Here is a 24,866-nt window from a genome sequence, read left to right as displayed (position 1 = left end):
GCCGCTGGAATGGGCGCTACGCTGGAGGGAAGCGATCGCGCGGTATCGGGTTTTCGCCCGAGGCAGGCAGCGCGTATCCGTAAATACCCTAGGAAGACGGCGCCATGTCCCTGACCCTTCGCCAGCTCAAGTACTTCTCTGCGGTGGCCGAGGTGGGGCGCATCTCGCACGCGGCGCTGCAGCTCAATATCTCGCAGTCGGCCGTGACCACCGCCATCCGCGAGCTCGAGGAGCTGATGGGGCAGCAGCTCTTCGAGCGGCACCCGCACGGCGTGGAACTCACCAAGGCCGGGCGCCGCTTTCTCAGCCATGCCTACGCGGTGCTGTCGGCGGCCGACGAGGCGGTGCGCATGCCGCACGAAGGCGAGAACGTCGAGGGCTCGCTCACCATCGCGGCCAGCTACACGGTGCTGGGCTACTTCCTGCCGCACCACCTGCAGCGCTTCGAGCAGCTGCATCCGCAGGTGACGGTGAAGGTGCACGAGGTGGCGCGCGAAGCCATCGAAGAGGGCCTGATCACGCAGCGCTACGACATCGGCGTGGTGCTCACGTCGAACGTGGTGCTGCGCGAGCTGTCGCTCGAAACCTTCTTCGGCTCGCAGCGCCGGTTGTGGGTGCCGGCCAAGCACCCGTTGCTGGACAAGGCCGAGGTGACGCTGGCCGACGTGGCGGCCGAGCCCTACATCATGCTCACCGTGGACGAGGCCGCGGCCACCGCGCTCAAGTACTGGAGCAAGACGCCGCACCAGCCGCAGATCCGGCTGCGCACGAGTTCGGTGGAGGCGGTGCGCAGCACGGTGGCCAACGGGCTGGGCGTGACGGTGCTGTCGGACATGGTGTACCGGCCGTGGTCGCTGGAAGGCAAGCGCATCGAGACCATCAACCTGCGCGACGCGGTGCCCACGATGAACATCGGCCTGGGGTGGAAGCAGGGCGTGGAGTTTTCGCCGGCGATGACCGCGTTCCGCAACTACTTCCGGCAGCTGTTTCTCGAGCCGGCGTCGGGGCGCACCGGGCGCGGCCGCGCCTGACACGGCCGGGGAAACCCTGCCGGCATCGGGCCGGGATGACCCGGCGCAAGGAAAGCACGTCGCGCCAGCGTCACAATAGCCGCTGTCCCGAGCGCGCAATGCGGCATCGGCACCTTGCACCTCCCCGGAGATCGATCCCATGAAAGCAACCTGGAACGGCGTCACCATCGCCGAAAGCGACGACACCGTGCTCGTCGAAGGCAACCACTACTTCCCGATGAGTTCGCTCAACCGCGACGTGGTCACCTTCAGCAACCACAAGACCACCTGCCCGTGGAAGGGCTCGGCGAACTACTACTCGCTGCTGGTCAACGGCGAGCTGCACGCCGACGCCGCCTGGTACTACCCCGACCCGAAGCCCGAAGCCGAGGAAATCCGTGACCGCGTCGCGTTCTGGAAGGACGTGAAGGTCAGCGCCCAGTGAGCACCGCCGCCTTCGCTCCCCCGTTCACGCCGCCGGCCGAACTGGCCGGTGCGCTGCGCGAGCACGGCTACGCGGTGCTCAGCCCGCAGGGCGTGTGCGACTGGCTCGGCGTGCCGCTGGCGCAGCTCGAGGCGCTGCACGCCGACTGGAACGACCTGCCGCCCGACGAGTACCTGAAGGACGGCGGGCGCTACCGCACGCGGCGCCACGCCTGCTTCACGGTCGAGGCCGACGCCACGCTGGCGCAGGTGCCGCACCGCGCGCACTGGCAGCCGGTCGAATACAACGCGCTGCACGGCGGCATGCAGCGCTGGTTTGCGCCGATGCTCGACGCCACGGTGGCGCAGCCCGTGTGGCAGCGGCTGATGCAGCAGCTGGGCCAGGTCAGCAGCGACATGCGCGGCGCACCGCAGCGCTGGTTCGTGGAAGCGCACCAGTTCCGCATCGACACCGCCGGCGGCATCGGCCGCCCCACGCCCGAAGGCGCGCACCGCGACGGTGTCGACCTGGTGGCGGTGGTGCTGATCGGGCGCCAGGGCATCAAGGGTGGCGAGACGCGCGTGTTCGAGGCCAATGGCCGGCGCGGCGAGCGCTTCACCATGACCGAGCCGTGGACGCTGCTGCTGCTGGACGACGCGCGCGTGATCCACGAATCGACGCCGATCCAGCCGCTGGAAGAGGGCGGCGATGGGTGGCGCGACACGCTGGTGGTCACCTGCCGGTCTGAGGGTTTCCAGGGGGATTGAGACGCCTGCGGACTTCGCTGGTCGGAGTCCTACAGGGCGGGTTCTGCATAGCGGTTAAATTCGGGGCCCGACCCGGTGCGAACCGGGTCCGTCAGTCTGTCTGTCTGCGAACGCTAAGCGAGGTCCCGCCATGTTCAATCACATCCTGGTCCCCATCGACGGCTCCGAAACTTCCATGCTCGCGGTCAGCAAGGCCAGCGGTCTCGCCCTGGCCTTCGGCAGCCGCATCACGCTGATCCACGTGATCGACAACTACCCCTTCATCGGCGTGGGCGCGGACTACGCGCTCGGCCAGAACGAATACCTCGCGGCGGCCACCGCCAGCGCCAACGCGGCGCTCGCACGCGGCGTGGCCGCCCTGGCGGCCGAAGGCCTGCACAGCGACCAGCGCGTGATCGACGGCCACGTGGTGCACGAAGGCATCGTGGACACCGCCATCGCCATCGCGGCCGACCTGATCGTGATGGGCTCGCACGGGCGCAGCGGCATCGAGAAACTGCTGCTGGGCAGCGTGACGCAGCGCGTGCTGCAGGACGCCACCATGCCGGTGCTCGTCGTCAAGGGCCGCTGAGCACGAAGCCCGCCGCACGTTCGAAGTGCAACGGCTCCCGCGTCGCGGGATGCACGAACCCCAGTTCCCTGGCATGCAGCAGCAGGCGCGGTGCGCGTGCCTGCAGCGCGGCGTCGCCGTACAGCGCATCGCCCAAAATCGGGTGCCCGATCGACAGCAGGTGAACGCGCAGCTGGTGTGAGCGGCCGGTGAGCGGCTCCAGCAGCACGTGCGTGGCCGCAGGGCCGCCGGGCGGCGACACGCTGGCCAGTGCGCGCCAGCGCGTGAGGCTGGGCTTGCCGGCCGGGTCGATCTTCTGCAGCGGCCGGCGCGGCCAGTCGGCCATCAGCGGGGCGTCGATGAGCGACCAGTCATCGCGCTGCGGCATCACACCGTCGACGATGGCTTCGTAGCGCTTGTGCACCTCGCGGTCGGCGAAGGCCGCGCTCAGGGCGCGTTGCATCTCCAGGCCGCGCGCCATCACCACGAGGCCGCTGGTGCCCATGTCGAGCCGGTGCACGATGAGCGCGTCGGGCCACTGGCGCTGGGCGCGCGCGCTCAGGCAGTCCTGCTTGTCCTCGCCGCGCCCGGGCACGCACAGCAGGCCGGCGGGCTTGTCGAGCACCAGCAGGTGGGCGTCTTCGTGAACGGGGAGCAGGTCGGGCGGCGAAGCGGTCATGGGGACAGCGAGTGTAGAGAGGCTCAGAAAGCCGGAAGAAGGCTGGGCTATCCTCGACCGATATGCCCGGCGCCGCTTCTCCTCCCTTGTCTCCCACGTTCACCGACCTGAGGCGCGAGCGCCCCTTCATGCAGCTGTGGGTGGCGCGCCTGTTCGGCACCGCCGCCTCGCAGATGATGCTCGTGGCCATCGGCTGGCACATGTACGAGCTGACGGGCAGTGCGTGGGACCTGGGCCTGGTCGGGCTGTACCAGTTCGTGCCCGCGCTGCTGCTGGCATTGCTGGCCGGCCACGTGGTGGACCGGCACCACCGCGCCCGCATCGTGGCGGTGTGCTTCGCGGTGCAGGGCACGGTGGCCTTGGCGCTGCTCTTCGCGGTGCTGCACAAGAACGACACGCGCGGGCTGCTGCTCGGGCTGTCGCTGGTGCTGGGCGCGGTGCGCGCCTTCCAGATGCCGGCGCAGCAGGCGCTCACGCCGCTGCTGGTGCCGCCGCTGCTGCTGTCGCGCGCGATGGCGTTCAGCTCGGCCGGCATGCAGGGCGCGATCATCGGCGGGCCGGCGCTCGGCGGGCTGCTGTTCGTGGCGGGCATGGCGGTGGTGTACGGCGCGAGCGTGCTGTGCTTCGCGGTGGCCTGCGTGCTGGTGCTGCGGCTGCGCTACGACCACGCCCCGGCCGCGCGCGAGCCGGTCACGCTGGCCACGGTGTTCGCGGGCGTCAATTTCATCTGGAAGCGCAAGCCGGTGCTGGGCGCCGTGTCGCTCGACCTGTTCGCGGTGCTGCTGGGCGGCGCGGTGGCGCTGCTGCCGATCTATGCCAAGGACATCCTGCACACCGGCCCCTGGGGCCTGGGCCTGCTGCGCAGCGCACCGGCGGTGGGCGCGCTGGTGATGTCGATCGCGCTCACGCGCCGGCCGGTCGAGCGCAACGTGGGGCGCACGCTGCTGCTGGCGGTGGGGGCGTTCGGGCTGTGCATGGTGGTGTTCGGCTTGTCGAAGAGCTTTCTCGTCTCGCTCGTCGCCCTGGCGGTGTCGGGCGGGGCCGACATGGTCAACGTCGTGATCCGCCAGACGCTGGTGCAGCTGGAAACTCCCGACGCCATGCGCGGGCGGGTGAGCGCTGTCAACTCGATCTTCATCGGCGCGAGCAACCAGCTCGGCGAGTTCGAGTCGGGCGCCACGGCGGCGCTGCTGGGGCCGGTCGGCTCGGTGGTGCTCGGCGGCGTGGGGACGATGCTGGTGGCGCTGACGTGGTTCCGCCTGTTCCCGTCGCTGGCGCAGCGCGACCGGCTGGTGGTGGCTGCACCGGCTTCGGCTTCGGCGCGGTCCTGATCGTCAGTCGAAGAGGGCGCGGGCCTGCGGCGCGTCGAGCGTGAGGTCGCTCTGCGCCACGGCCACGCAGGGAAGAATCCAGCCGTCGATCTTTTCGTCGAAGCTCAGGCCTGGCCATTCGATGAGGTGGCGGCTCTCTCCCGACAGGCGCTGGCAGATGCAGGTGCGGCAGGTGCCGTTGCGGCACGAACTGGGCAGCTCGATGCCGGCCGCCTCCGCCGCATGCAGCAGCGTGACGCCCGCCTCGGCCTCGAATTCGAGGCCCGACGGTTCGAGACGGACCTTCATCGCGCGGGAGGTTCTTGCTGCTGTTGCTGTTCGCGGCGTTGCTCGCGCAGCATGAAGAGGTACAGGCTCTCGACCTTGTCGCGTGCCCAGGGCGTCTTGCGCAGGAACTTGAGGCTGGAACCCACGCTGGGCTCGCTGATGAAGCAGCGGATCGGCACCAGGTGCCCGAGCTGCTCCCAGCCGTAGTAATCGGCCAGCGCAGTCACGATGGCCTCCAGCGTGAGGCCATGCAACGGGTTGCGCGGCTGCGCCGGCTTGGGGGCGGGCGCGGGGACGTCGGTCACTCGGTCACTTGTTCTTGAGCTTGCCGCGCGGAATCACCGCCGTGGTGACGGTGCGCACGGGCTCGATGCCGCCGGTGGGGGCCTTCGGCGGCGAGGTGTCCTTCTTCGGTTTCTTCGCTTCCTTGTTGGTGCGTTGCTGACCCTTGGCCATGTGCTTTCTCCAGTTGATACGTGCGGATGCCGGAGGAGTTTAGCGGTGCGGCGACAATAGCCGGTTCCACACGTTTTTCCGCTTTCATGTCCGATTACGAAGTTCGCCCCGCCACGATGCGCGACGCCAAGGCCGTCGCCGAAGTCCATGCCCTCTCTGCCAAGGCCGCCTACGAAGGCATCCTGTCCGAAGACGACCTGCGCGTGCTGGCCCCCGCCTCGCGCGAGGCCAAGTGGCGCGAGGCCATCGAATTCAGCGAACCCCAGGTCCATGTGGTGACGCACGGCAGCGAGATCGTCGGTTTCGTGGGCTTCGACCGCTCGCGCGACCCCAAGACGCCGCCCACCACGGGCGAGATCTGGGCCATCTACGTCAAGCCCGAGCACTGGGGCAAGGGCGCCGGCGTGGCCCTGTGGGACGCCGCCCGCGAAGGCCTGGCCGAAGAAGGCTGCACCACGGTCACCATCTGGGTGCCGCTGCGCAACGACCGCGCCATGCGCTTCCACGAACTCGCAGGCTTCAAGCGCGAGATGAAGACTGCCAAGACCACCGCACTGGGCACGGTCCGCGTCGAGGAAATCCGCCTGAAGCGGGCGGTGGACTGATCCACCCCCGGATGCCGCGTACGGTCTTCACCGGCGCGGCCATCGGCTGCGGATAAGCTCGCCGCTTCTTCCACAGCCTGACTTTCGCCCATGGCCACCAGCCTGCTCCTGCTGCTCGACGACATCGCCACCGTGCTCGATGACGTCTCCGTCCTCACCAAAGTTGCTGCCAAGAAGACCGCCGGGGTGCTCGGCGACGACCTCGCGCTGAATGCGCAGCAGGTCACCGGCGTGCGCACCGAGCGCGAGCTGCCAGTGGTGTGGGCCGTGTGCAAGGGCTCCCTCGTCAACAAGGCGATCCTGGTGCCGGCCGCACTGGCCATCGGCACCTGGCTGCCCTGGCTGGTGACGCCGCTGCTCATGGTGGGCGGCGCGTTCCTGTGCTTCGAGGGCGCCGAGAAGCTGGTCCACAAGTTCCTGCACAAAAAGGAGCACGAGGCCGACACCGCGCGCCACCAGAAGGCCGTGGCCGACACCACGGTCGACGTGGTCGCGGTCGAGAAGGACAAGATCAAGGGCGCGGTGCGCACCGACTTCATCCTCTCCGCCGAAATCATCGCCATCACGCTGGGCACCGTGCAGGGCCAGCCGTTCACGACGCAGCTCAGCGTGCTGGTCGGCATCGCGCTGATCATGACGGTGGGCGTCTACGGCCTCGTGGCCGGCATCGTGAAGCTGGACGACGCGGGCCTGTACCTGAGCCAGCGCAGCAGCGCGGCGGCGCGCGCCCTGGGCCGCGGCATCCTGGCGGCGGCGCCGTGGCTCATGAAGGGCCTGTCGGTGGCCGGCACGGCCGCCATGTTCCTCGTGGGCGGCGGCATCCTGGTGCACGGCGTGCCGGCGTTCGGCCATGCGGTCGAAGACTGGGCCAAGGCCACGGGTGGCGTGTTCGGCTCGCTGGGCTCGATGGGCGTCAATGCCGTCGTCGGCATCGTGGCCGGCGCCGTCGTGCTGGCCGTGGTGGAACTCGTCGGCAAGCTGCGCGGCAAGAAGGCGGCGGCGCACTGAGCGCCTGCTGACCTTGCGGCCGGGCCTCAGCGCTCCGGCTTGCCGCGCTGGAACAGGCCGACGCCGACCAGCGCCACCCCCAGCGCGAGCGCGAACCAGCCGACGAGGTACGCGCCGGCCACCATCTCGAACCAGCGCGTGCCCTGCAGGAAGCGCGGGCCCAGCAGCACGGCGACGCCGATCAGGAGGCAGAGGATGCCGCGCTCGATGGTGCGCAGCTGTCGTTGGGGGCGTCGGGCCATGGGGGTCTTTGCAAGGGAAAACGGAAGCGGCCATTGTCCCGCGCCGCGCGGGGAGGCCGGTGGCCACCGCAAAACGTCGCGTGCGCGCATCGCTCGGCGCGCAAAAATGCTTCCAAACGTTGCAGAATCGCAGGCCATGCCATACCGCCACCTGCCCATCGGTTCCGCCTTCTTCCTTCCGTTGCGACGCGCCTGCGTGGGCGCCTCGCTGGCCGTGATGGCCGCCACGGCCTTCGCGCAGCCGCAGCCCGACCCCGCCGGTTTTCCGATGGACTCGGTCGGCTACCTCAACGAGGAGCTGCCGCGCATGGAAGCGGCCATTGCCGCGAAGGACCGCAGCTTCTTCCTCGGCGCGATGACGCGCATGGTGCAGTTCTCCGAGCGCTGGGGCTTCAAGGCCAAGGCCAACCCCGAGCTGGCCGCCTACCCGATGTGCACGGCGGCCGTCATGGACTACGCGGTGGTCGGCATGTGCAGGCTGAACCCCGCCGACGACGCCTGCGAGCCGGGCCTGGCGCCGCGTTTCGATGCGAACGTGAAGCGCTGCCGCGAGCTGGCCGCGCAAAAATAGGCCTCCGGCCTTTCGTCCTTCCTCTCACCGAACGAAGTCCCCGCGCCATGGCCGTGCGTGCGGGGCGGAGACACACGCATGGACTACACCCGCTACCAGACCCTCGCCCTCACGCGCCGCGGCGCGAACGGCGCGGTGCTCGACATCCAGATGCGCGCCGCCAACGGCAAGCTGCCCACGGCCGGCCATGACGGCCATCGCGAGCTGGCCGAGATCTGGCGCGACGTGGCGGCCGACGACACGGTGCGCTGCGCCGTGCTGCGCGGCGAGGGCATGGGCTTCTCGGGCGGCGGCGACCTGGGCATGGTGCAGGACATGACCACCGACGACACCGTGCGCCAGCGCGTGTGGAAGGAAGCGCGCGACCTGGTCTACAACCTCGTCAACTGCGACAAGCCCATCGTCAGCGCCATGCACGGCCCGGCCGTGGGCGCAGGGCTGGTGGCGGGGCTGCTGGCCGACATCTCCATCGCCACGAAGAACGCGAAGATCGTCGACGGTCACACCCGCCTGGGCGTGGCGGCGGGCGACCATGCGGCCATCGTGTGGCCGCTCTTGTGCGGCATGGCCAAGGCCAAGTACCACCTGCTGCTGTGCGAGCCGGTGAGCGGCGAGGAGGCCGAGCGCATCGGCCTGGTGTCGCTGGCGGTGGACGAGGCCGACCTGTTGCCGCGCGCCTACGAGATCGCCGACCGCCTGGCGGCCGGCAGCCAGAGCGCGATCCGCTTCACCAAGTACGCGCTGAACAACTGGCTGCGCCAGGCCGGGCCGACCTTCGACGCCTCGCTGGCGCTGGAGTTCATGGGCTTCGCGGGCGCCGACGTGCGCGAAGGCGTGGCCTCGCTGCGCGAGAAGCGCGCGCCGAACTTCGGCTGAGCCGAAGTCCGCCGGGTCAGGCGTTCTTGAGGCCTTGCAGGGTCTGCAGGAGCACGACGCGCGTCTGCCCCAGCACCATGCCCTTCCACTCGTCGTTGTCGCAGTAGAACGCGTCGCGCAGGCGGCGACGGATCTCGCGCTTCTGCGATTCGGGCGCCTCGGGATGGCGGCGCAGCCAGGTGTCGGCGCGCAGGCGGTCGAGCACTTCCAGGTCGGGCAGCGTGCCGAACTCCAGGCCCATGGGCGCGACGCGCGCGTTCGGGCATTCGTCGTACGCGGTCGAGATCACCGGGCCCGACACGTCGGCCGAGGCCGAGTCGCCCGCGAAGGGCGCGAACACGTCGGCGCCCCACCAGGCGTGGGCCAGCGCGAGGTCTTCGGGCGTGTTGCGGCCCGGGTAGATCTTTTCGCCGTGGCCGTAGGGGCCCAGGCCCGTGTGCACGTCGATCCAGCCCAGGTGCGTGGCCGAGGCCGCGTAGCCGCGCAGGATCGCGCGGATGGTGCGGTTGCTCCACGACGGCGCGGTGCCACCGTAGAAGAGGCCGTCGGGCGAGGTGTACTGCCCGCGCGTGACGGCCGCGCGGAAGGCGGTCATGCCGTGCGTGGCGATGTAGGCGGCCACCGCCGCGTCGTCGGCCGGCGTCGGCGGCCAGCTGGCAGGGAGCACCAGCGGCTCCACGTCGGCGTACTCGGCGTTCACCGGCAGTGGCGCGCTGAAGTCGATGTGGTTGCGGTTCAGGTCGATGTTGTCTTCGTTGGTGCGGTGCAGGTGCGAGAAGCCGTGCGGGTTCACCGCATGCACCAGCAGCAGCGCGACGCCCGCGCGTTCGAGGCGCGCGAGCAGGTCGGCGTCGTTCAGCGTGGCCACCTGCGCGCCCGAGCCGCAGAAGCCCTCGGGGCCGTGCGTGCCCGAGGTGACGAGCAGCACCTTTTTCGCGTCAGCCGCGCCGAGCAGCGCGACGTCGGTGGCGAGTTCTTCGCCGAGCGCCCCGCGGTGCGTCGGGTGCACGAACGACTCGATGGTGGCGCCGCGCGCCGCGGCGGCCTCGAGGAACTTGGCGCGGGCTTCGACGTACGTGCCCGAGAAATGGCGGGTGGCGGCGGTGGCAGGCTGGGACATGGCGGGAAGATTCCTGTGCATGAGGGCGGGAAGGAGGAAGACGGTATCAGGCCGGCGCGTGGGCGTGGGCCGCATCGATGTCGCGGCCGGTGTGGTCGCGCAGCCAGAGCAGGCCCAGCAGCGACACCAGCGTCATCCCCACCAGGTACCAGGCCGGCGCGAGCTTGCTGCCGGTGGCGTTGACCAGCCAGGTGCTGATGAAGGGCGCGAAGCCGCCGAAGAGCGCCACGCCGACGCTGTAGACCAGCGACATGCCGCTGGCGCGCACGCGCTTGGGAAACATCTCCGGCAGCATCGTGATGCCCGGCACCGTCTGCACCACCAGGCCGATGCTCAGCACGCCGAGCACGGTGAACAGCACCACGGGCGTGGGCGAGGCGTTGAGCCACAGGAAGCCCGGGTAGATCAGGATCGCCATCACGATGCGGCTCCACAGGATGAGCGTCTTGCGGCCCACGATGTCCGACCACTTGCCCACGAAGGGCGCGAGCGCGAACGACAGCAGGCCCGTGAGCGCTGCGCCGAACAGCGCCACCGACGGCGTGAGGCCGAGCTCGCGCACGGCGTACGTCGGCATGTAGAAGGTGACCACGTAGGCCGCCGTGGTGCCGCCCACCAGCGCGAGGATGGCGGCCAGCACCGTCCTGCCGTGCTGCGTGCAGACGATCTTCAGGCTGCTCTCGCGCGGTGCCTTGGCGTCTTCCGGCGTGATGTGCAGCGACTCTTCGAGGTGGCGACGGATGTACATGCCCACCGGCGCGATCAGCATGCCGAGCACGAACGGCACGCGCCAGCCCCAACTCTGCATGGCTTCGGCGGACAGCGAGACGGTCAGCACGCCGACCACCACGGCACCCATCAGCACGCCCAGGCCCTGGCTCGCGAACTGCCAGCTCGCCATGTAGCCGCGGTTGGCCGGCGTGGCGTGCTCCACCAGCAGCGTGGTCGATGCGCCCACCTCGCCGCCGGCCGAGAAGCCCTGGATCAGGCGCGCCAGCACGATCACGATCGGCGCCGCGACGCCGATGCTCGCGTAGGTCGGCGTGAAGGCGATCAGCGCGCAGCCCAGCGCCATCAGAAAGATCGTGAGCGTCATGGCCTTCTTGCGGCCCGCGCGGTCGGCGTACGCGCCGATCACGATGCCGCCCAGCGGCCGCATGATGAAGCCGACGCCGAAGCTCGCCACCGTGAGCAGCAACTGGCCGTAGGAACTGAAGGTGGGGAAGAACAGCTTGCCGATCACCAGCGCGAGAAAGCCGTAGACGGTGAAGTCGAAGAACTCCAGCCCGTTGCCGATGGTGGTGGCCACGATGGTCTGGCGCCGGCGGGCCGGCGACGAGGGCGATGTGGGCGAGGGCTGGGAAGCGGGGGTGTTCATGTGTCTCCTGTGTGTATCGGGGGCGCAGGCCGCGTGGGCCCGAACCGCGGCGGATGCTAGAGACTCACCGCTGTCATGAAAAGACAATAATTGGGCGTCAACGATAACTTTTGGTTGTCACTCCAAAGATGAAACCCAATCAGTTGCATGCCTTCGTGGCCGTGGTCGAGCAGCTCAGCATCCGCGCCGCCGCGCGCGTGCTCGGCATTTCGCAGCCGGCCGTGACCAAGATCGTGCGCGAGCTGGAGCGCGAGGTCGGTGCGCCGTTGGTGGAGCGCAGTGTGAAAGGCGTGCGGCTCACGCAGTTCGGCTTGGCCTTCGCGCCGCGCGCGCGGCTGCTGCTGGCCGACATGGAACGCGCCCGCGACGAAATTGCGCAGATCCGCGACGGCGCCACCGGCTCCGTCTCGCTGGCCGTGAGCGCCTCGTTCGCGCTCACCGTGCTGCCCGCCGCCTTCAAGGACTTTCACACGCGCCTGCCGGCGGTCGACGTGCAGTTCAGCGAGGCCGTGCTGCCGTGGATGCTCGCGCGGCTGCGCGACGGGTATCTCGACTTCGCGGTGGCGCACATCGTGCCCGGCACGCTCGATCCGCAGTTCGAGGCGCTGGAGCTGTTCCCGGTGCAGCTGGTGGTCGGCCTGCGCGAGCGCCATCCGCTGCGCAATGCGCGCTCGCTGAACGACCTTTATGCCGCCGAATGGGTCCTGCCGGGCGACGACCACGGCGGAACCAACGCCGTGGCGCCGCTGTTCACCCCGCTCGGGCTGTCGCCGCCCACGCGCGTGCTGCAGGGCCACTCGGTCACCGTGGCGCTCGCGCTGGTGGGCCACATGGACCTGATCGGCCTCTTCGTCGAGCCGCTGGCAGGGCTCAGCTTCAAGCGCCACGGCATCCGCCGCGTCGACGTGCGCGAGACGCTGCCGGTGCTGAACGTGTGCGTGGTGCGCCGGCGCGGGCAGCCGTCGACGCCGGCGGCGCAGCACTTCATCGAGTGCATTCAGCGGGCGTCGGCGATGAGGGCGGCGTAATGGCCAGCCGGGCCTTTGCTCAGCGCCTGAACGTCACCAGCATCGCGATGAGCAGTTGGACGCCGAAGGTCACGACGGCGCTGGCGACCACCAGCAGCACCACGAAGGCGACGAAGTAGGCCACGCGTCGGCCCCAGTGCGGCACGCTCGGCACGGCATACCAGTAGAGCAGTGCGGCCGTGCCGATGTTGAATGCCACGGTCACATACAGGATGACGGACGAGGCTTCGGGGGCGTCAAAGACCACCGCGCCCAGCCACAAGCAGAGAAGTCCCAGCAGCGGGACCACGGTGACCCAGGCGAGCACGCCGAGCGCCAGGCGTCCGGCCGTCTTCATCGCAGGGCCTCCCGCCTGGTCGATGTTTCACTGGCAGTCATGAATTCCTCCTTGATGGCGTTTCGACATGGAACGCTCTGGCGCTCGATCCTATCGGCAGGGTCCGGCAACTGTTGTCAAATGAGAACTCCTCTCATCCATAATCCCTCCCGCTTCCGCACGCCGGAAGCGTCACCAGGCCGCCGGGAGGCGCGCCGCCAGAAGAACATCCAAGGGATTTGAATGAAGAGAGTTTGTGTGGGCCTCGCGCTCGCCGCCGTGCAGGCAGCGCAGGCGCAATCCGTGCCTGCGTCCGCTGCCCCCGAATCGCGGGCAAGCGAGTTGAGCACCGTCAACGTCGAGGCCTCGCGCGCCAACGGCTTCCTGGCCGAGACGGTCGAGGCGGGCACGTTCCGGGGCGCGTCCGTGATGGACGTGCCGGCCACGGTCAACACCGTGACGCGCGAGGTGATCGAGCTGCAGGGCGCGGCGGGCGTGTACGACGTGCTGCGCAACACGGCCGGCGTGACGCGCCAGCAGAACGGCGGCGACACCTTCGACCAGCTTGTGATCCGCGGCATCGCCGTGGAGAACCGCACCAACTACCGCCTCAACGGCGCGCTCGCGATTCCCAACGTGTCGGAAATTCCGATGGAGAACAAGGAGCGCGTCGAGGTGCTCAAGGGCGCGTCGGCGCTGTACTACGGCTTCACCACGCCGGCCGGGGTGATCAACTTCGTCACCAAGCGCGCGGGCCGCACGCCCGTCACCTCGCTCGGGATGAGCGTCGACAACCAGGGCGGGCTGCAGGGGCAGGTCGACATCGGCCGCCAGTTCGGCGAGAACGACCAGTTCGGGCTGCGCCTGAACGCGGCCGGCGGCCAGCTGGGCTCGACCATCGACGGCGTGGACGGCAAGCGCAGCTTCGTCTCGGCCGCGCTCGACTGGCGCGTGAACCGGCGACTCACGCTCAAGGCCGACATCGAGCATTACCGCAAGCGCATCACCGAGCAGGCCGGCATCGCGCGGCTTGCGGCCGTGAACGGCGTCATCGCGCTGCCGGCGCTGCCCGACCCGCACAAGCTGATCGCACCGCCCTGGGCCGTGTTCGAGGCCGAGGTCACCAACACGCAGCTGCGTGCCGACTACGCCTTGAGCGACCACTGGGCGCTCAGCGTGGAAGCCGGCCATTCCGAGGCCGAGCGCGACCGGCGCCTGGCGCAGTTCGGCACCTACAACGTGCGCACCGGCCTGGGCCGCCTCACGGGCAATGTGCAGCATCTCGAGCAGCGCTCCGACCTGCTGCGCGCCGAGCTGTTCGGCACCTTCGCCACCGGCGCGCTGCAGCATGAGCTGACGCTCGGCGCGGCGCGCAGCGACAAGACGCAGGCGCCCGTGTTCCAGCGCAACTACGGCGGCGCGACCACGCTGCAGAACCTGTGCAGCCCCGTGCCCATCGGCGCGCTGGCGCTGAGCGCGCTGCCGTCGCGCCCCACCTCGGGCGCGCAGGACAGCGAGGAGCTCGGCCTGTACGCGCTCGACCGCATCACGTTCTCGCCGCAGTGGCAGCTGGTGGCCGGCCTGCGCCACACGCGCTACCAGAGCTGGCAGGGCGCGAGCGCCACGCTGCCGGCCTTGGACTACAGCGTGCGCAAGACCACGCCGCTGGCGGCGCTGAGCTACAAGTTCACGCCCGAGCTCATGGCCTACGTGTCGTACTCGCAGGGCGTGGAAGAGGGCGAGGTGGCGCCCGCCGGCACCGCCAACCAGAACACGCGCATGCCGCCCGGCGTGAGCCGGCAGAAGGAAGTCGGCCTGCGCTGGCTGACCGGCGGCGGCACGCTGCTGTCGGGCGCGCTGTTCGACATCGAACGGCCCGGCGCCTACACCGACAGCGCCAACACCTTCGTGGCCAGCGGGCGCCAGCGTTATCGCGGCCTTGAGGTGTCGGCACAGGGGCGGCTCACGCCCGCGCTGGCGTGGCAGCTCTCGGGCCAGTGGCTCGATGCCGAATTCCGCCGCATCAACGCGCAGTACGACGGCAAGCGGCCCGAGAACACGGCGCGCACCACGGCGAGCGCCTTTCTCTCGTACGACATCGCGGCGGTGCCGGGGCTGTCGGTCAATGGCGGTGCGTACTTCACGGGGCGGCGTCCCGTCGACGACCTGAACCAGGGCTTCATCGGTGGCACCACCGTCTTCGGCCTGGGCGCGCGCTACGTGGCGCAGCTCATGGGCAGGCGCACCACCTTCCAGCTGAACGTCGACAACGTGGGCGACAAGCGCTACTGGTCGGCGGCCGGCACGCGACTGGCGGTGGGCGCGCCGCGTACGATCAAGGCCCTGGTCAAGATCGATCTTTGAACCCGCGCGCCCCGCCTGGCGGGGCTTCCTGTTTCTCGTTTTCTTCTGTTTTTCATGGCTTTGCTGCGACGCGTCTGGTTCCAGATCCATTGGTTCATCGGCATCACGGCGGGCAGCGTGCTGGTCGTCATCGGCCTGAGCGGCGCGACGCTGTCGTTCCGTGCCGAGATCACCGACCTGCTGAACCCGATCCCGGCGGCCTCGGCCGCGCCCGCATTGGCGCCGCCTGCGCTCGTTGCGCGCGTGCAGGCCGAGATGCCCGGGCGGCGCATCGCCACTGTCGCCGTCTCCACCGAGCCCGGGCGCGCCGCGCGCATCGGCTTCGCGCCTCCGCCCGGTGAGCGGCGCGGCGAGACGCGCTTCGCCGATCCCGCCACCGGCGCGCTGCTGCCCGATCCGGTGGGCGAGCACTTCTTCGAGTTCGTCGAGGAGCTGCACCGCTGGCTGCTGCTGCCGCGCGACGACGGCAAGCCCATCACCGGCTCGTTGGCCGGCCTGTTGCTGCTGCTCGCGCTGTCGGGCCTGTACCTGCGCTGGCCGCGCCGCCCCTTCGCGTGGCGCCAGTGGCTGCGCATCGACTTCGCGCTGCGCGGGCGCGCCTTCCTTTGGAACCTGCACGCAGTGGTCGGCACCGTCGCGCTGCTGGCGTATGTGGTGTCGACCACCACCGGCATGTACTGGGCCTTCGACGGGCTGCGCAAGGCGGTCGACGGCGCGGTCGGCGAAGGCCGCATGGCGCGCGCCGAACGCGCGCCGGCCGATGCCCCGGTGACGCTCGACCTGGCGCGCGTCTGGCAGGCCTTCGTCGACACCACGGGCGGCGACTGGACCCAGGTGACGCTGCGGTTGCCGGCGCGCAACGGGGCGCAGGTGGAGGCCGTCTACCTGCGCACGCACCCCGAGCATGAGCGCGCGCGCAACCGCCTGTACCTGCAGGCCGCGACCGGCGAGACGCTGCGCCACGAACGCTATGCCGACAAGCCGCCCCTGGGCCGCTTCGTGAACAGCATCTACCCGCTGCACATGGGCACCTACTGGGGCCTGCCGGGGCGCATCGTGATGATGCTCACGAGCCTGGGGCTCGCGCTGTTCGCGATCAGCGGCTGGATGATGTACCTCGGCCGCCGCCGCACCGCGAAGGCCGTGCGCGCCGAGCGTGCGCGGCTCGATGCGGTCGCCGTGCCCGCCCCGGCGGGCGACGCGGGGCAGGTGCTGGTCGCCTTCGCGAGCCAGACCGGCCATGCCGAGCGCCTCGCGCTGCAGACGGCCGGCGCGTTGCAGGCGGCCGGTGTCGCGGCGGTGGTGCGGCCCGTGTCCGCGTTGAGTGCCGACGCGCTGCTGCATTTCCGTCAGGTGCTGTGGGTGGCGAGCAGCTTCGGCGAGGGCGAGCCGCCCGACAGCGCGCGTGCCTTCGCCCGTGCGTTCGCGCGGCAGAGCGGCCCGGGCTTGCGCCACCTGCGCTATGGCCTGCTCGCGCTCGGCGACCGCCACTACGCGACCTTCTGCGGCTTCGGCCGCAAGCTCGACCACGACCTGCACAACCAGGGGGCGCAGCCGCTGTTCCCCATGATCGAGGTGGACGGCGAAGACCCGCTGGCGCTTGCACGTTGGCACGACGCGCTGCGCGAGACCTTCGGGGTACGCGATGCAACGTGGCCCGTGTCGACCGCGCCGGCTTTCGAGGCCTGGCGGCTCGACGGTCGGCGCCTGCTCAATGCGGGCAGCCAGGGCGATCCGCTGTTCGAGATCGAGCTGCGGCGCGTCAGCGGCAGCGATGCGGTGAACTGGACGCCCGGCGCACTGGTCGAGATCGTGCCGCGCCAGATGCACGACGACGGCGCCCCGGCGCCCGCGCCGCGCAGCTATTCGGTCGCGTCGATTCCGTCCGACGGCGCCGTCCAACTGCTGGTGCGGCAGGCGCGGCACGACAACGGCCTGGGCGTGGCCTCGGGCTGGCTCACGGTCGGCGCGCCGATGGGCACGGAACTCGCGCTGCGCCTCGTCGCCAACCCGGGCTTCGCGCTGCCCGACGATGCGCGGCCCTGCATCTTCATCGGCAACGGCTCGGGCTTTGCGGGCCTGCGCGCGCTGCTGCGCGAGCGTGCGCGCCGAGGGCACGGCCGCAACTGGCTGGTGTTCGGCGAACGGCAGGCGGCGCACGACGGCTTCGGCGCGGACGAGGTCGCGGCATGGCAGGCCGGCGGCCTCGTGGCGCGCGCCGATTTCGTCTACTCGCGCGACCAGGCGCAGCGCGTGTACGTGCAGGACCGCCTGCGCGAGGCTGGCGAGGTGCTGACGCAGTGGGTGGACGAAGAGGGCGCGATCGTCTTCGTCTGCGGCAGCCTCGAAGGCATGGCGCCGGGCGTGGATGCGGCGCTCACCGAGGTCCTGGGCGAGAGCGGCATGGACGCGCTCATCGCCGAAGGCCGCTACCGCCGCGACGTGTACTGACCGGCTACGCGGGCGGGAAGTCCACGCCCGGGTCGCCCGTCTGCCACGGCGCGTACTTGGCCATGATGCGCGCGAACATGTCCGACGCGGTCCAGCCCGCGAGCCAGGCCTGCAGGCGCGCCCACGGCTGAGCGTCGAACCAGGCCGCATCGACCATCGCGAACTGGCGAACGAAAGGCATCAGCGCCGCATCGGCCAGCGTGGCGTGCGCGCCGGCCAGCTGCGCCGACATTGCGAGCCGGTCTTCGAGCCCTTGCAGGAAGCGCGCACCCTCGTCGCGCGCTGAGCCTTCCGACGCGGGATAACGCGCCGGGTACTTGTAGCGGTCGAGCAGCGGCTTGAAATCGTTATCGCAGGCGGCGATCAGCGCGAGCAGCTCATCGAGCGTGCCGCGCTCCGGAGCCAGCCAGCGCAGCGGATCGTGGCGACGCAGCGCCCACAGCATCACGTCAAGGCTCTGCTCCAGCACCGCCGCGCCGCCGTCAAGCACCAGCACGGGCACCGTGCCCTTGGGCGAGGCCGCGAGCATCTCGGCGGGCTTGCGCTTGAGCTCGACCTCGCGCAGTTCGCAGCGCTGTCCGCTCGCAACCAGCGCGAGCCGGGCCCGCATCGCATAGGGGCAACGGCGGAACGAATAGAGCACGGGGAGGGCGGAATCGGGCATGCGAACGACAGGGGAGCAGAGGGAGCCGGCCGATTGTCGGCCCGTGCCTGCCGGGTCGCGCGGCGGCGGGTTTTTACTCACAATCGACCGCCATGGGCGAACGCCTTTTCCTCCGGCTCCACGACGACCCACTGCACGGGCCGGAGTCGGGCGTGCCCGACGGCACGCTGCAGGTGCTGCCGATCGCGCCGGCCCTGCGGTCGCATGTCTCGCACCTGCTGATGTACCGCGAGACCTTCGCGCCCGGCCACGAGGTGCGCGAGCGCGTGCTGCCCGATGGCGCGATCCGGCTGGTCTTCAATTTCGGCGACGCGCCCTCGGCCGACGACGCGCCCGGGCAGGCGATCGAAGCCATCGGCGCCTTCGCCGCGCCCGCCGTGGTGCGGATGCGCGACACGGTGGAAGGCCTGTCGGTGGCGCTGCGCCCCGGCGCGGCGGCCGCGCTGCTGGGCGTGCCGGCCGGTGAGATCGCGGGCCGTGCGGTGCACCTGGACGAACTCTGGGGCGGCGAGGGCACGACGCTGCTCGCGCGCATGGCCGAAGCGCACGGCGATGTTGCACGCGCCGATCTGTTGCAGCAGGCCCTGATGAAGCGCCTGCAGAAAGCCGGCGACGGCACGCCGCCGGCCGCCGCGATGCACGCTGCACGGCTCATCGCCGCCGCCGACGGTCGCCAGGCATTGCGCGAGGTGGCGCAGGCGGTCGGCGTGGGCGAGCGCCGGCTGCAGCAGCTCTTTCATGCGCACGTCGGGCTGTCGCCGCGCGCCTGGGGCCGGCTCGCGCGGCTGCATGCCTGCCTGCGCGCATTGCGCCTGCACAGCGCGCCGGCCTGGGCCGACATGGCGCTGGACCACGGGTTCTACGACCAGTCGCACCTCGTCAACGAGTTCCGCGCCCTGTGCGGCGTGACACCCACCGAGTTCCTCGGGTGCCGGGTTTCGGTTTCTTCCAAGACGGCGCGCTGAGGCCGGCCTATCGTGGCGGCTTGTCCTCGCTCTGGAAGGAGGACCCTCACCGAACGAAGGAGCAACGAAAAATGACAGCAGCCCCCTCCACCCCTGACGCCGCGCACCGTCCGCTGGCGGGCCGCGTGGCCGTGGTCACCGGCGCCAGCCGCGGCGCGGGCCGCGGCATCGCGCAGGAACTGGGCGCGGCCGGCGCCACCGTGTACGTGACCGGGCGCAGCACCCGCGCGCGGCCGGCGGACAGCTACGGGCAGCTGCTCGCCCTGTCCGAGCTGGCCGCCTTGCCCGGCACCATCGACGACACCGCCGACGAGGTCACGCAACGCGGCGGGCGTGGCATCGCCGTGGCCTGCGACCACACGAAGGAAGACGAAGTGGCGGCGCTGTTCGCGCGCGTCGAGCGCGAACAGGGCCGGCTCGACCTGCTCGTGAACAACGCCTGGGGCGGGCACGAAAGCTTCACGGGTGTCTTCGAGGCGCCGTTCTGGGAACACCCGCTCGCCAACTGGGACTCGATGTTCGACCGCGGCGTGCGCAACCACCTCGTGGCCAGCCGCTGCGCCGCGCCGGGCATGGTGGCGCGCAAGCAAGGCCTGATCGTCACCACCACCTTCTGGGACCGCGGCCACTACCTGCGCGGCAACCTGTTCTACGACCTCGCCAAGGCCTCGATGACGCGGCTGGCCTTCGGCATCGCGCAGGAACTGCAGCCGCACGGCGTGGCCTCGGTGGCGGTGTCGCCGGGCTGGATGCGCACCGAGTTCGTGCTCGCGGGCCACAAGACCGACGAAGCGCACTGGCAGGAGCGCCCCGCGCTGGCGCGCACCGAATCGCCGCGCTACCTGGGCCGCGCCGTGGCCGCGCTGGCGGGCGATGCGCAGGTGCTCGACAAGACCGGCCAGGTGCTGCGCGTGGCCGACCTGGCGCGTGCCTACGGCTTCACCGACATCGACGGGCGGCAGGTCGAGGCGTTCGAGCTGTAGGGCACGTCAGCGCAGGTCGCGCACGTCGATGCGAAAGCGCAGCTCGGGCGCGCCACCGAGCCCGGGCTCGGTGATGAACTCCTCGACCAGCACGCCGCCGTTGGCGCGGATCACGCGCTGCGAGGCGAGGTTGTCGGGGCTGGTGGTGATCTCGACATGGTCCAGGCCGATGGCGCGTGCATCGGGCAGCAGCGCACGCAGCGCGGCGGTGGCATAGCCCCGGCCGCTTTTCCACGGCACCACGCCGTAGCCGATGTGGCCGAGGCAGTACGAAGGCAGGGCGTTGGTGCCCGGCTGCCAGCGCAGCTGGATGCTGCCGCAGAACTCGCCGTCCCACAGCCAGCGCCGGTAGCCCGGCAGCCGGGGGACGGTGCCACCGGTGGGCAGCGCGATGGGCGGGCCCTTGGCCTCGCGGTCGACGAGGCCGGCGAGAAAGCCGTCGGGGTCGGTGCGGATCAGCGCCAGTTCTTCCAGGCCGGCTTCGGCCCGCAGGTTGTTGGGCGACCAGCCGCGCTCCAGGGCGGCGATGTAGCCGGGCAGGTGCTCGGGCGACGGCCAGACGAGCTGCAGTGCGGAAAGGGACATGGGAAACGGTCCTTGTTTTTTGATCAGTACGAGCGCAGGGCGATGCCCCAGCGCCCCTCGGCCTGCACGACGATCCAGAGGTTGGCGTGCGTGCTGAGCACCGCGCCGGCCGCATCGCGCCGCGTGTAGTGCACGACGAAGTGCACCTTGTCGTGACTCACGAGCACGGGTTCCTTCTGTTCGTACTGCGTGGAGGCCCAGCCGCCGGCCTTGAGCGTGTCGAAGAAATCCACCGGGTGCCGGCCGGGCGCGGGCCAGTCGAGCCGCTGCGCACCCGAGAGCATCGTGTGCGGAAAGTGCAGCTCGGCGTCCATGCCGCGCGTGTCCGAGGCGTTGAAGGCGGCCGTGAAGCGGTCGAGGCAGGCCGACGCGGCGGCGACGACGGCAGCGTGCGGCGCGTCGGAGGGCGGCGGGGCGACGAAGGCAGAGAAATCGGTCATGCGCTGGATGGTAGGCGAGCGCGCGCCTGTCGGTCACTCTTGCAATAAATGCAACTTAGTTGCGTCAATCCATATAATGCAATTCTGTTGCAACTATGGAGCCTGCCCTCATGGCCGATCGCCTTCCCGTCACCGTGCTGTCCGGCTTCCTGGGCGCCGGCAAGACCACGCTGCTCAACCACATCCTGCACAACCGCGAGGGCCGCCGCGTGGCGGTGATCGTGAACGACATGAGCGAGGTCAACATCGACGCCGCGCTGGTGCGCGAAGGCGGCGCCGCGCTGTCGCGCACCGACGAGAAGCTGGTCGAGATGAGCAACGGCTGCATCTGCTGCACGCTGCGCGAAGACCTGCTGATCGAGGTGAAGCGGCTCGCCAAGGAAGGGCGCTTCGACCAGCTCGTGATCGAGTCGACCGGCATCTCCGAGCCGCTGCCCGTGGCCGAGACCTTCACCTTCGCGGGCGAGGACGGCCAGAGCCTGGCCGACGTGGCGCGGCTGGACACCATGGTCACGGTGGTCGATGCCTTCAACTTCCTGCGCGACTACGGCTCGCCCGACAGCCTGGGCCAGCGCGGCCAGTCGCTGGGCGACGAAGACACGCGCACGGTGGTCGACCTGCTGATCGAGCAGATCGAGTTCTGCGACGTGCTGGTGGTCAACAAGACCGACCTCGTGACGGGCGAGGAGCGCGAGCGGTTGATGGCCATCCTGCGCAGCCTCAACCCGCGTGCGCGCATCGAGGAGTCTGAGTTCGGCCGCGTCGCGCTCGACCGCGTGCTCGACACGGGCCTGTTCGACTTCGAGCAGGCCGAGCAGGCGCCCGGCTGGCTGGCCGAGCTGCGCGGCGAGCATGTGCCCGAGAGCGAGGCCTACGGCATCCGCAGCTTCGTCTACCGCTCGCGCCTGCCGTTCCATCCGCAGCGTTTCTGGGACCTGGTGCAGAGCGAGTGGGAGGGCGTGGTGCGCTCCAAGGGCTTCTTCTGGCTCGCGAGCCGGCCGACCCGCGCGGGTTCGTGGTCGCAGGCCGGCGGCGCCTGCCGCTACGGCGTGGCAGGCCTGTGGTGGGCGGCCGTGCCGCGCGAACACTGGCCCACCGACCCCGACGGGCTCGAACTCATCCGCAAGAACTGGGACGACGCCACCGGCGATGCGCGCCAGGAGCTGGTGCTGATCGGCATCGGCATGGACGAAGCCGCGCTGCGCGCGCGGCTCGATGCCTGCCTGCTCACGCCCAACGAGATGCGCTTCGGCCCCTCGTGGTGGCAGAACCTGCCCGATCCGTTTCCGTCGTGGAACGTGTGAGTGCGCGGGCGGTTCAGTCGCCGGCGCTGCCGGGCTGCATCGCCTGCTGCACCAGCCGCGCCATGGCCGACGCGTTCTCGCTGCCGACAGCGGCCAGGCCCTGCACGGTGCCTTGACGGTCCTGCAGGGCTTCGTCCTGGCTGGCCTTGAGCTTGCCTTCGAGGCGGTCGATGGGGATCTCGATGCCCACCACGGCGCGCGCCAGCTTGCGGATGAAGGTCTCGGGCGCGTCCGTGGTCTGCCAGGGCACCGGTTGGCTGGCCTCGTTCGCCGCGGTCAGCCGCGCGAGCAGGTCGAGCAGCCAGGCTTCGTCGTCGATGGCGCGCGCGATGCCGTGCGCATGGGCGACGGCGTAGTTCCAGGTCGGCACCACCTGGCCGTGCTCGGCCTTGCCGGGGTACCAGCCGGGCGTGATGTAGGCCTGCGGCCCCTGGAACATCACGACCGAAGGGGCCGCGGCATCGAGCTGGCGCCACACGGGATTGGCGCGCGACACGTGGCCGAGCAGCGTGCCGAACGGGCCGCGCGAGCGGTCGAGCAGAAAGGGCAGGTGGTTGGCGACCAGCCCGTCGGCGCCCGGCACGACCCAGGCGCCCAGCGGATGCGCGTCGATCAGCGCGTGGCTCGCGCCGAGGTCGGGCTGGCGGTGGTGCCGGGAGACGTACACGCGCGGCCTGGTCGGCTCGGCGACCTATCGGGCACAGTCGCCGCACATGCCGTGCAGCGTGAGCGCCGTGTGCCGCGTGTCGATGCCCTGCTTGCGCAGCGCCTTGCCGAGCCGGCCCATCACCTTGGGCAGTTCGGGGTCGGAGGGCAGGGCCAGCACCTTGTGGCACTGGTCGCATTCGAAGGTGTTGCCCGAGGCGGTGTCAACGTGCCGCGCGAAACGGTTGACCCGGTCGGCGCCCACGCGGCGGTCGCACAGGCCGGCCTCGACCAGCCGGTCGAGCACGCGGTAGAGCGTGACGCGGTCGGGCGGCTCGCCCGTGGCGGCGGTGTAGGCGGCGGCCACTTCCTCGTGAGTCAGCGGCTGCGAGCCGTGTTCGAGCAGCTCGAGCACGGTCTGGGCGGCGCGCGTCACGCGCAGCCCGCTGCCGCGCAGCAGCGCCTCGCTGTCGAAGGCGGGGCCGGGCGACGAGGTCTTCGGGGACGGGTTCGGGGTGGTCTTCATGCGAAACGCCATTGTGTTGCATCCGGCGCCCCCTTGTGCCGGCAAGGGCGCCGGGGCGGGCCCGAAGGCCCGGATGTTGCGAGGTGCAAGTCAGCCAACCGGCCGTTTCGCCGCGGCCCGGGTCGCCCGAATGCGCTAAGGTCCGGGCATTCGCATTCCTGAATACCTTCGTTGACCATGTCCCGTCCCCCCATCGAAATCGAAACCGCCCCGAACCCCACCGCCTCGGTGATCCTGATGCACGGCCTGGGTGCCGACGGCAAGGACTTCGTGCCGATCGCCGGCGAGCTCGACCTGTCGGCCGTGGGCCCGGTGCGCTTCGTGTTCCCCAACGCGCCCGTCATTCCCGTGACCATCAACGGCGGCTACGAGATGCCCGCCTGGTACGACATCGCGGTGGCCGATCTGGTGGCGCGCGAGGACGAGGCCGGCCTGCGCCGCTCGCAGGCGAGCATCGAGGCCCTCATCGCCAACGAAAAGGCACGCGGCATTCCCACCCATCGCATCGTGGTGGCCGGCTTCTCGCAAGGCTGCGCGATGGCGCTGATGACGGGGCTGCGCCACGGCGAGCGGCTGGCCGGCATCGTCGGCCTTTCGGGCTATCTGCCGATCGCCGCGACCACGGCGGCCGAGCGCCACGGCGCCAACCACGACACGCCCGTGTTCCTCGCGCACGGCCGGCAGGACCCGGTGGTGCCGCTGGCGCGCGCCGAACAGTCGCGCGACGCGCTGGTGGCGCTGGGCCACCCCGTCGAATGGCACGAATACCAGATGGCGCACTCGGTCTGCATGGAAGAGATCGCCGACCTCAACCGCTTCCTGCTGCGCGTGTTCGGCTGAAGGCCCGCCACGGCGGGCCGCGCGCGCATCCATCCTGATCCTGTCACCCCGAAAGAACGCACAGAAGGAGACCCCCATGATCCTGGTCATCGGACACGCGCTGGCAAAGGCCGACACCCTGCAGGCGATGCTGGCCATCAGCGTGGAACACGTGCTGCGCTCGCGCGCCGAGCCCGGCTGCATCTCGCACGACGTCACGACCGACGTGCAAGACCCGCTGCAGCTCACCTTCGTGGAGCGCTGGAGCGACATGGCGGCGCTGCAGGCGCACTTTCGCGTCGATGCGTCGCGCGCTTTCGGCAAGGCGCTCGCGGCCATGGCCGACGGGGTGCCGTCGATCCATGTCTACCAGTCGGAAGAGATCGACCTGTCGGCGGGCCGCGCCAAGGCCTGAATTTCGAACCCCGCTGCGCGCCGAAAGGCCGGTGGTATTTGAGAGGGTAGCTATGAAAAAAGTAGCAAAAAACAGCA

General features: G+C 70.3%; 30 protein-coding genes. 17 read left to right on the top strand and 13 right to left on the bottom strand.

The window, feature by feature from the left end; genetic code table 11:
• Nucleotides 1-104 precede the first annotated feature (104 nt).
• From AC07SQ_RS25195 to AC07SQ_RS25180, 4 genes are all read left to right on the top strand, one after another.
• Nucleotides 105-1,031, top strand: a complete 927-nt coding sequence (locus AC07SQ_RS25195) for a LysR family transcriptional regulator (RefSeq protein ID WP_062477611.1) — start codon at nt 105-107, stop codon at nt 1,029-1,031.
• A 139-nt stretch (nt 1,032-1,170) separates the two neighbouring features.
• Complete coding sequence (locus tag AC07SQ_RS25190; RefSeq protein ID WP_056579293.1) at nt 1,171-1,455, top strand: DUF427 domain-containing protein; 285 nt, start codon at nt 1,171-1,173, stop codon at nt 1,453-1,455.
• A complete protein-coding gene (locus AC07SQ_RS25185) occupies nt 1,452-2,201 on the top strand; it encodes a 2OG-Fe dioxygenase family protein (protein ID WP_070062542.1) in 750 nt (249 codons plus the stop codon). Before AC07SQ_RS25190 ends, AC07SQ_RS25185 begins: the two co-directional genes overlap by 4 nt.
• Before the next feature lie 130 nt (nt 2,202-2,331).
• Nucleotides 2,332-2,772, top strand: coding sequence for a universal stress protein (locus tag AC07SQ_RS25180; protein WP_056579296.1), 441 nt, complete (start codon nt 2,332-2,334; stop codon nt 2,770-2,772).
• Here the strand turns inward: AC07SQ_RS25180 and AC07SQ_RS25175 are convergent.
• Nucleotides 2,759-3,430 (bottom strand): RluA family pseudouridine synthase, encoded by a 672-nt coding sequence (locus AC07SQ_RS25175; RefSeq protein WP_354343682.1) that lies wholly within the window; start codon nt 3,428-3,430, stop codon nt 2,759-2,761. The genes AC07SQ_RS25180 and AC07SQ_RS25175 overlap by 14 nt on opposite strands.
• A 128-nt stretch (nt 3,431-3,558) precedes the next feature.
• Between AC07SQ_RS25175 and AC07SQ_RS25170 the strand changes: the two genes are divergently transcribed.
• Nucleotides 3,559-4,761, top strand: coding sequence for an MFS transporter (locus tag AC07SQ_RS25170; protein WP_447748798.1), 1,203 nt, complete (start codon nt 3,559-3,561; stop codon nt 4,759-4,761).
• Nucleotides 4,762-4,764: 3 nt separating this feature from the next.
• Here the strand turns inward: AC07SQ_RS25170 and AC07SQ_RS25165 are convergent, their stop codons facing one another.
• The 3 genes from AC07SQ_RS25165 to AC07SQ_RS25155 are packed head-to-tail and all read right to left on the bottom strand — an operon-like array spanning nt 4,765 to nt 5,484.
• The gene (locus AC07SQ_RS25165; RefSeq protein WP_354343678.1) at nt 4,765-5,049 is read right to left on the bottom strand and encodes a 2Fe-2S iron-sulfur cluster-binding protein; all 285 of its coding nucleotides are present in this window, start codon (nt 5,047-5,049) and stop codon (nt 4,765-4,767) included.
• Nucleotides 5,046-5,333 (bottom strand): VF530 family protein, encoded by a 288-nt coding sequence (locus tag AC07SQ_RS25160; protein WP_070062546.1) that lies wholly within the window; start codon nt 5,331-5,333, stop codon nt 5,046-5,048. Before AC07SQ_RS25160 ends, AC07SQ_RS25165 begins: the two co-directional genes overlap by 4 nt.
• A gap of 4 nt (nt 5,334-5,337) precedes the next feature.
• The gene (locus AC07SQ_RS25155; RefSeq protein ID WP_167395057.1) at nt 5,338-5,484 is read right to left on the bottom strand and encodes a hypothetical protein; all 147 of its coding nucleotides are present in this window, start codon (nt 5,482-5,484) and stop codon (nt 5,338-5,340) included.
• An 86-nt stretch (nt 5,485-5,570) separates the two neighbouring features.
• Here AC07SQ_RS25155 and AC07SQ_RS25150 point away from each other — a divergent pair, with 86 nt between their 5' ends.
• Nucleotides 5,571-6,089, top strand: coding sequence for a GNAT family N-acetyltransferase (locus tag AC07SQ_RS25150; RefSeq protein ID WP_062477596.1), 519 nt, complete (start codon nt 5,571-5,573; stop codon nt 6,087-6,089).
• A gap of 90 nt (nt 6,090-6,179) precedes the next feature.
• Nucleotides 6,180-7,097: a DUF808 domain-containing protein gene (locus AC07SQ_RS25145; RefSeq protein WP_495271696.1), complete on the top strand. Its 918-nt coding sequence runs from the start codon at nt 6,180-6,182 to the stop codon at nt 7,095-7,097.
• A 26-nt stretch (nt 7,098-7,123) separates the two neighbouring features.
• On the opposite strand, the gene AC07SQ_RS25140 is transcribed toward AC07SQ_RS25145, so the two are convergent.
• Nucleotides 7,124-7,339 (bottom strand): hypothetical protein, encoded by a 216-nt coding sequence (locus tag AC07SQ_RS25140; protein ID WP_070062548.1) that lies wholly within the window; start codon nt 7,337-7,339, stop codon nt 7,124-7,126.
• Between the two features lie 136 nt (nt 7,340-7,475).
• Between AC07SQ_RS25140 and AC07SQ_RS25135 the strand changes: the two genes are divergently transcribed.
• Both AC07SQ_RS25135 and AC07SQ_RS25130 read left to right on the top strand, forming a co-directional pair.
• Nucleotides 7,476-7,910 (top strand): hypothetical protein, encoded by a 435-nt coding sequence (locus tag AC07SQ_RS25135; RefSeq protein ID WP_495271695.1) that lies wholly within the window; start codon nt 7,476-7,478, stop codon nt 7,908-7,910.
• Between the two features lie 78 nt (nt 7,911-7,988).
• Nucleotides 7,989-8,786: an enoyl-CoA hydratase/isomerase family protein gene (locus tag AC07SQ_RS25130; RefSeq protein ID WP_492736556.1), complete on the top strand. Its 798-nt coding sequence runs from the start codon at nt 7,989-7,991 to the stop codon at nt 8,784-8,786.
• A 16-nt stretch (nt 8,787-8,802) separates the two neighbouring features.
• Here the strand turns inward: AC07SQ_RS25130 and AC07SQ_RS25125 are convergent, their stop codons facing one another.
• Together AC07SQ_RS25125 and AC07SQ_RS25120 are read right to left on the bottom strand one after the other, a co-directional pair.
• A complete protein-coding gene (locus tag AC07SQ_RS25125) occupies nt 8,803-9,906 on the bottom strand; it encodes a M14 family metallopeptidase (RefSeq protein ID WP_495271694.1) in 1,104 nt (367 codons plus the stop codon).
• Between the two features lie 46 nt (nt 9,907-9,952).
• Nucleotides 9,953-11,284, bottom strand: a complete 1,332-nt coding sequence (locus AC07SQ_RS25120; RefSeq protein ID WP_495271693.1) for an MFS transporter — start codon at nt 11,282-11,284, stop codon at nt 9,953-9,955.
• A gap of 128 nt (nt 11,285-11,412) precedes the next feature.
• Between AC07SQ_RS25120 and AC07SQ_RS25115 the strand changes: the two genes are divergently transcribed.
• Nucleotides 11,413-12,312, top strand: coding sequence for a LysR substrate-binding domain-containing protein (locus AC07SQ_RS25115; protein WP_495271692.1), 900 nt, complete (start codon nt 11,413-11,415; stop codon nt 12,310-12,312).
• A 19-nt stretch (nt 12,313-12,331) separates the two neighbouring features.
• On the opposite strand, the gene AC07SQ_RS25110 is transcribed toward AC07SQ_RS25115, so the two are convergent.
• The gene (locus AC07SQ_RS25110) at nt 12,332-12,649 is read right to left on the bottom strand and encodes a hypothetical protein (RefSeq protein WP_495271691.1); all 318 of its coding nucleotides are present in this window, start codon (nt 12,647-12,649) and stop codon (nt 12,332-12,334) included.
• 222 nt (nt 12,650-12,871) lie between these two features.
• Between AC07SQ_RS25110 and AC07SQ_RS25105 the strand changes: the two genes are divergently transcribed.
• Together AC07SQ_RS25105 and AC07SQ_RS25100 are read left to right on the top strand one after the other, a co-directional pair.
• Nucleotides 12,872-14,992, top strand: a complete 2,121-nt coding sequence (locus AC07SQ_RS25105; RefSeq protein WP_495271690.1) for a TonB-dependent siderophore receptor — start codon at nt 12,872-12,874, stop codon at nt 14,990-14,992.
• Between the two features lie 54 nt (nt 14,993-15,046).
• Entirely contained in the window at nt 15,047-17,443 is a 2,397-nt protein-coding gene (locus AC07SQ_RS25100) for a PepSY domain-containing protein (protein ID WP_495271689.1), read from the top strand.
• Between the two features lie 4 nt (nt 17,444-17,447).
• Here the strand turns inward: AC07SQ_RS25100 and AC07SQ_RS25095 are convergent, their stop codons facing one another.
• A complete protein-coding gene (locus AC07SQ_RS25095; protein ID WP_495271688.1) occupies nt 17,448-18,107 on the bottom strand; it encodes a glutathione S-transferase in 660 nt (219 codons plus the stop codon).
• Between the two features lie 92 nt (nt 18,108-18,199).
• Between AC07SQ_RS25095 and AC07SQ_RS25090 the strand changes: the two genes are divergently transcribed.
• A complete protein-coding gene (locus tag AC07SQ_RS25090) occupies nt 18,200-19,072 on the top strand; it encodes a helix-turn-helix transcriptional regulator (RefSeq protein ID WP_495271687.1) in 873 nt (290 codons plus the stop codon).
• A 71-nt stretch (nt 19,073-19,143) separates the two neighbouring features.
• Nucleotides 19,144-20,055: an SDR family oxidoreductase gene (locus AC07SQ_RS25085; RefSeq protein ID WP_495271686.1), complete on the top strand. Its 912-nt coding sequence runs from the start codon at nt 19,144-19,146 to the stop codon at nt 20,053-20,055.
• A 6-nt stretch (nt 20,056-20,061) separates the two neighbouring features.
• On the opposite strand, the gene AC07SQ_RS25080 is transcribed toward AC07SQ_RS25085, so the two are convergent.
• Nucleotides 20,062-20,640, bottom strand: a complete 579-nt coding sequence (locus AC07SQ_RS25080; RefSeq protein ID WP_495271685.1) for a GNAT family N-acetyltransferase — start codon at nt 20,638-20,640, stop codon at nt 20,062-20,064.
• Nucleotides 20,641-20,663: 23 nt separating this feature from the next.
• Entirely contained in the window at nt 20,664-21,080 is a 417-nt protein-coding gene (locus AC07SQ_RS25075; protein WP_495271684.1) for a hypothetical protein, read from the bottom strand.
• A 110-nt stretch (nt 21,081-21,190) separates the two neighbouring features.
• Here AC07SQ_RS25075 and zigA point away from each other — a divergent pair, with 110 nt between their 5' ends.
• Nucleotides 21,191-22,384, top strand: coding sequence for a zinc metallochaperone GTPase ZigA (gene zigA, locus AC07SQ_RS25070; RefSeq protein ID WP_492736533.1), 1,194 nt, complete (start codon nt 21,191-21,193; stop codon nt 22,382-22,384).
• A gap of 13 nt (nt 22,385-22,397) precedes the next feature.
• Here the strand turns inward: zigA and AC07SQ_RS25065 are convergent, their stop codons facing one another.
• Nucleotides 22,398-23,051 carry an FMN-binding negative transcriptional regulator gene (locus AC07SQ_RS25065; RefSeq protein WP_495271683.1) on the bottom strand — a complete coding sequence of 218 codons (654 nt, stop codon included), beginning with the start codon at nt 23,049-23,051 and terminating at the stop codon, nt 22,398-22,400.
• A 24-nt stretch (nt 23,052-23,075) separates the two neighbouring features.
• The gene (locus AC07SQ_RS25060; RefSeq protein ID WP_062477006.1) at nt 23,076-23,555 is read right to left on the bottom strand and encodes a Fur family transcriptional regulator; all 480 of its coding nucleotides are present in this window, start codon (nt 23,553-23,555) and stop codon (nt 23,076-23,078) included.
• A gap of 177 nt (nt 23,556-23,732) precedes the next feature.
• On the opposite strand from AC07SQ_RS25060, the gene AC07SQ_RS25055 reads away from it, so the two are divergent.
• Together AC07SQ_RS25055 and AC07SQ_RS25050 are read left to right on the top strand one after the other, a co-directional pair.
• The gene (locus tag AC07SQ_RS25055) at nt 23,733-24,395 is read left to right on the top strand and encodes an alpha/beta hydrolase (RefSeq protein WP_495271682.1); all 663 of its coding nucleotides are present in this window, start codon (nt 23,733-23,735) and stop codon (nt 24,393-24,395) included.
• A 76-nt stretch (nt 24,396-24,471) separates the two neighbouring features.
• Nucleotides 24,472-24,789, top strand: coding sequence for a putative quinol monooxygenase (locus AC07SQ_RS25050; protein ID WP_159270917.1), 318 nt, complete (start codon nt 24,472-24,474; stop codon nt 24,787-24,789).
• The last annotated feature ends 77 nt before the right edge of the window (nt 24,790-24,866 follow it).

It is taken from the genome of Variovorax sp. GW821-FHT06D12 (genome assembly GCF_059419205.1).
Note: the sequence above shows the minus strand (reverse complement) of the source record. Positions and strands in the feature narration are given on the sequence as shown.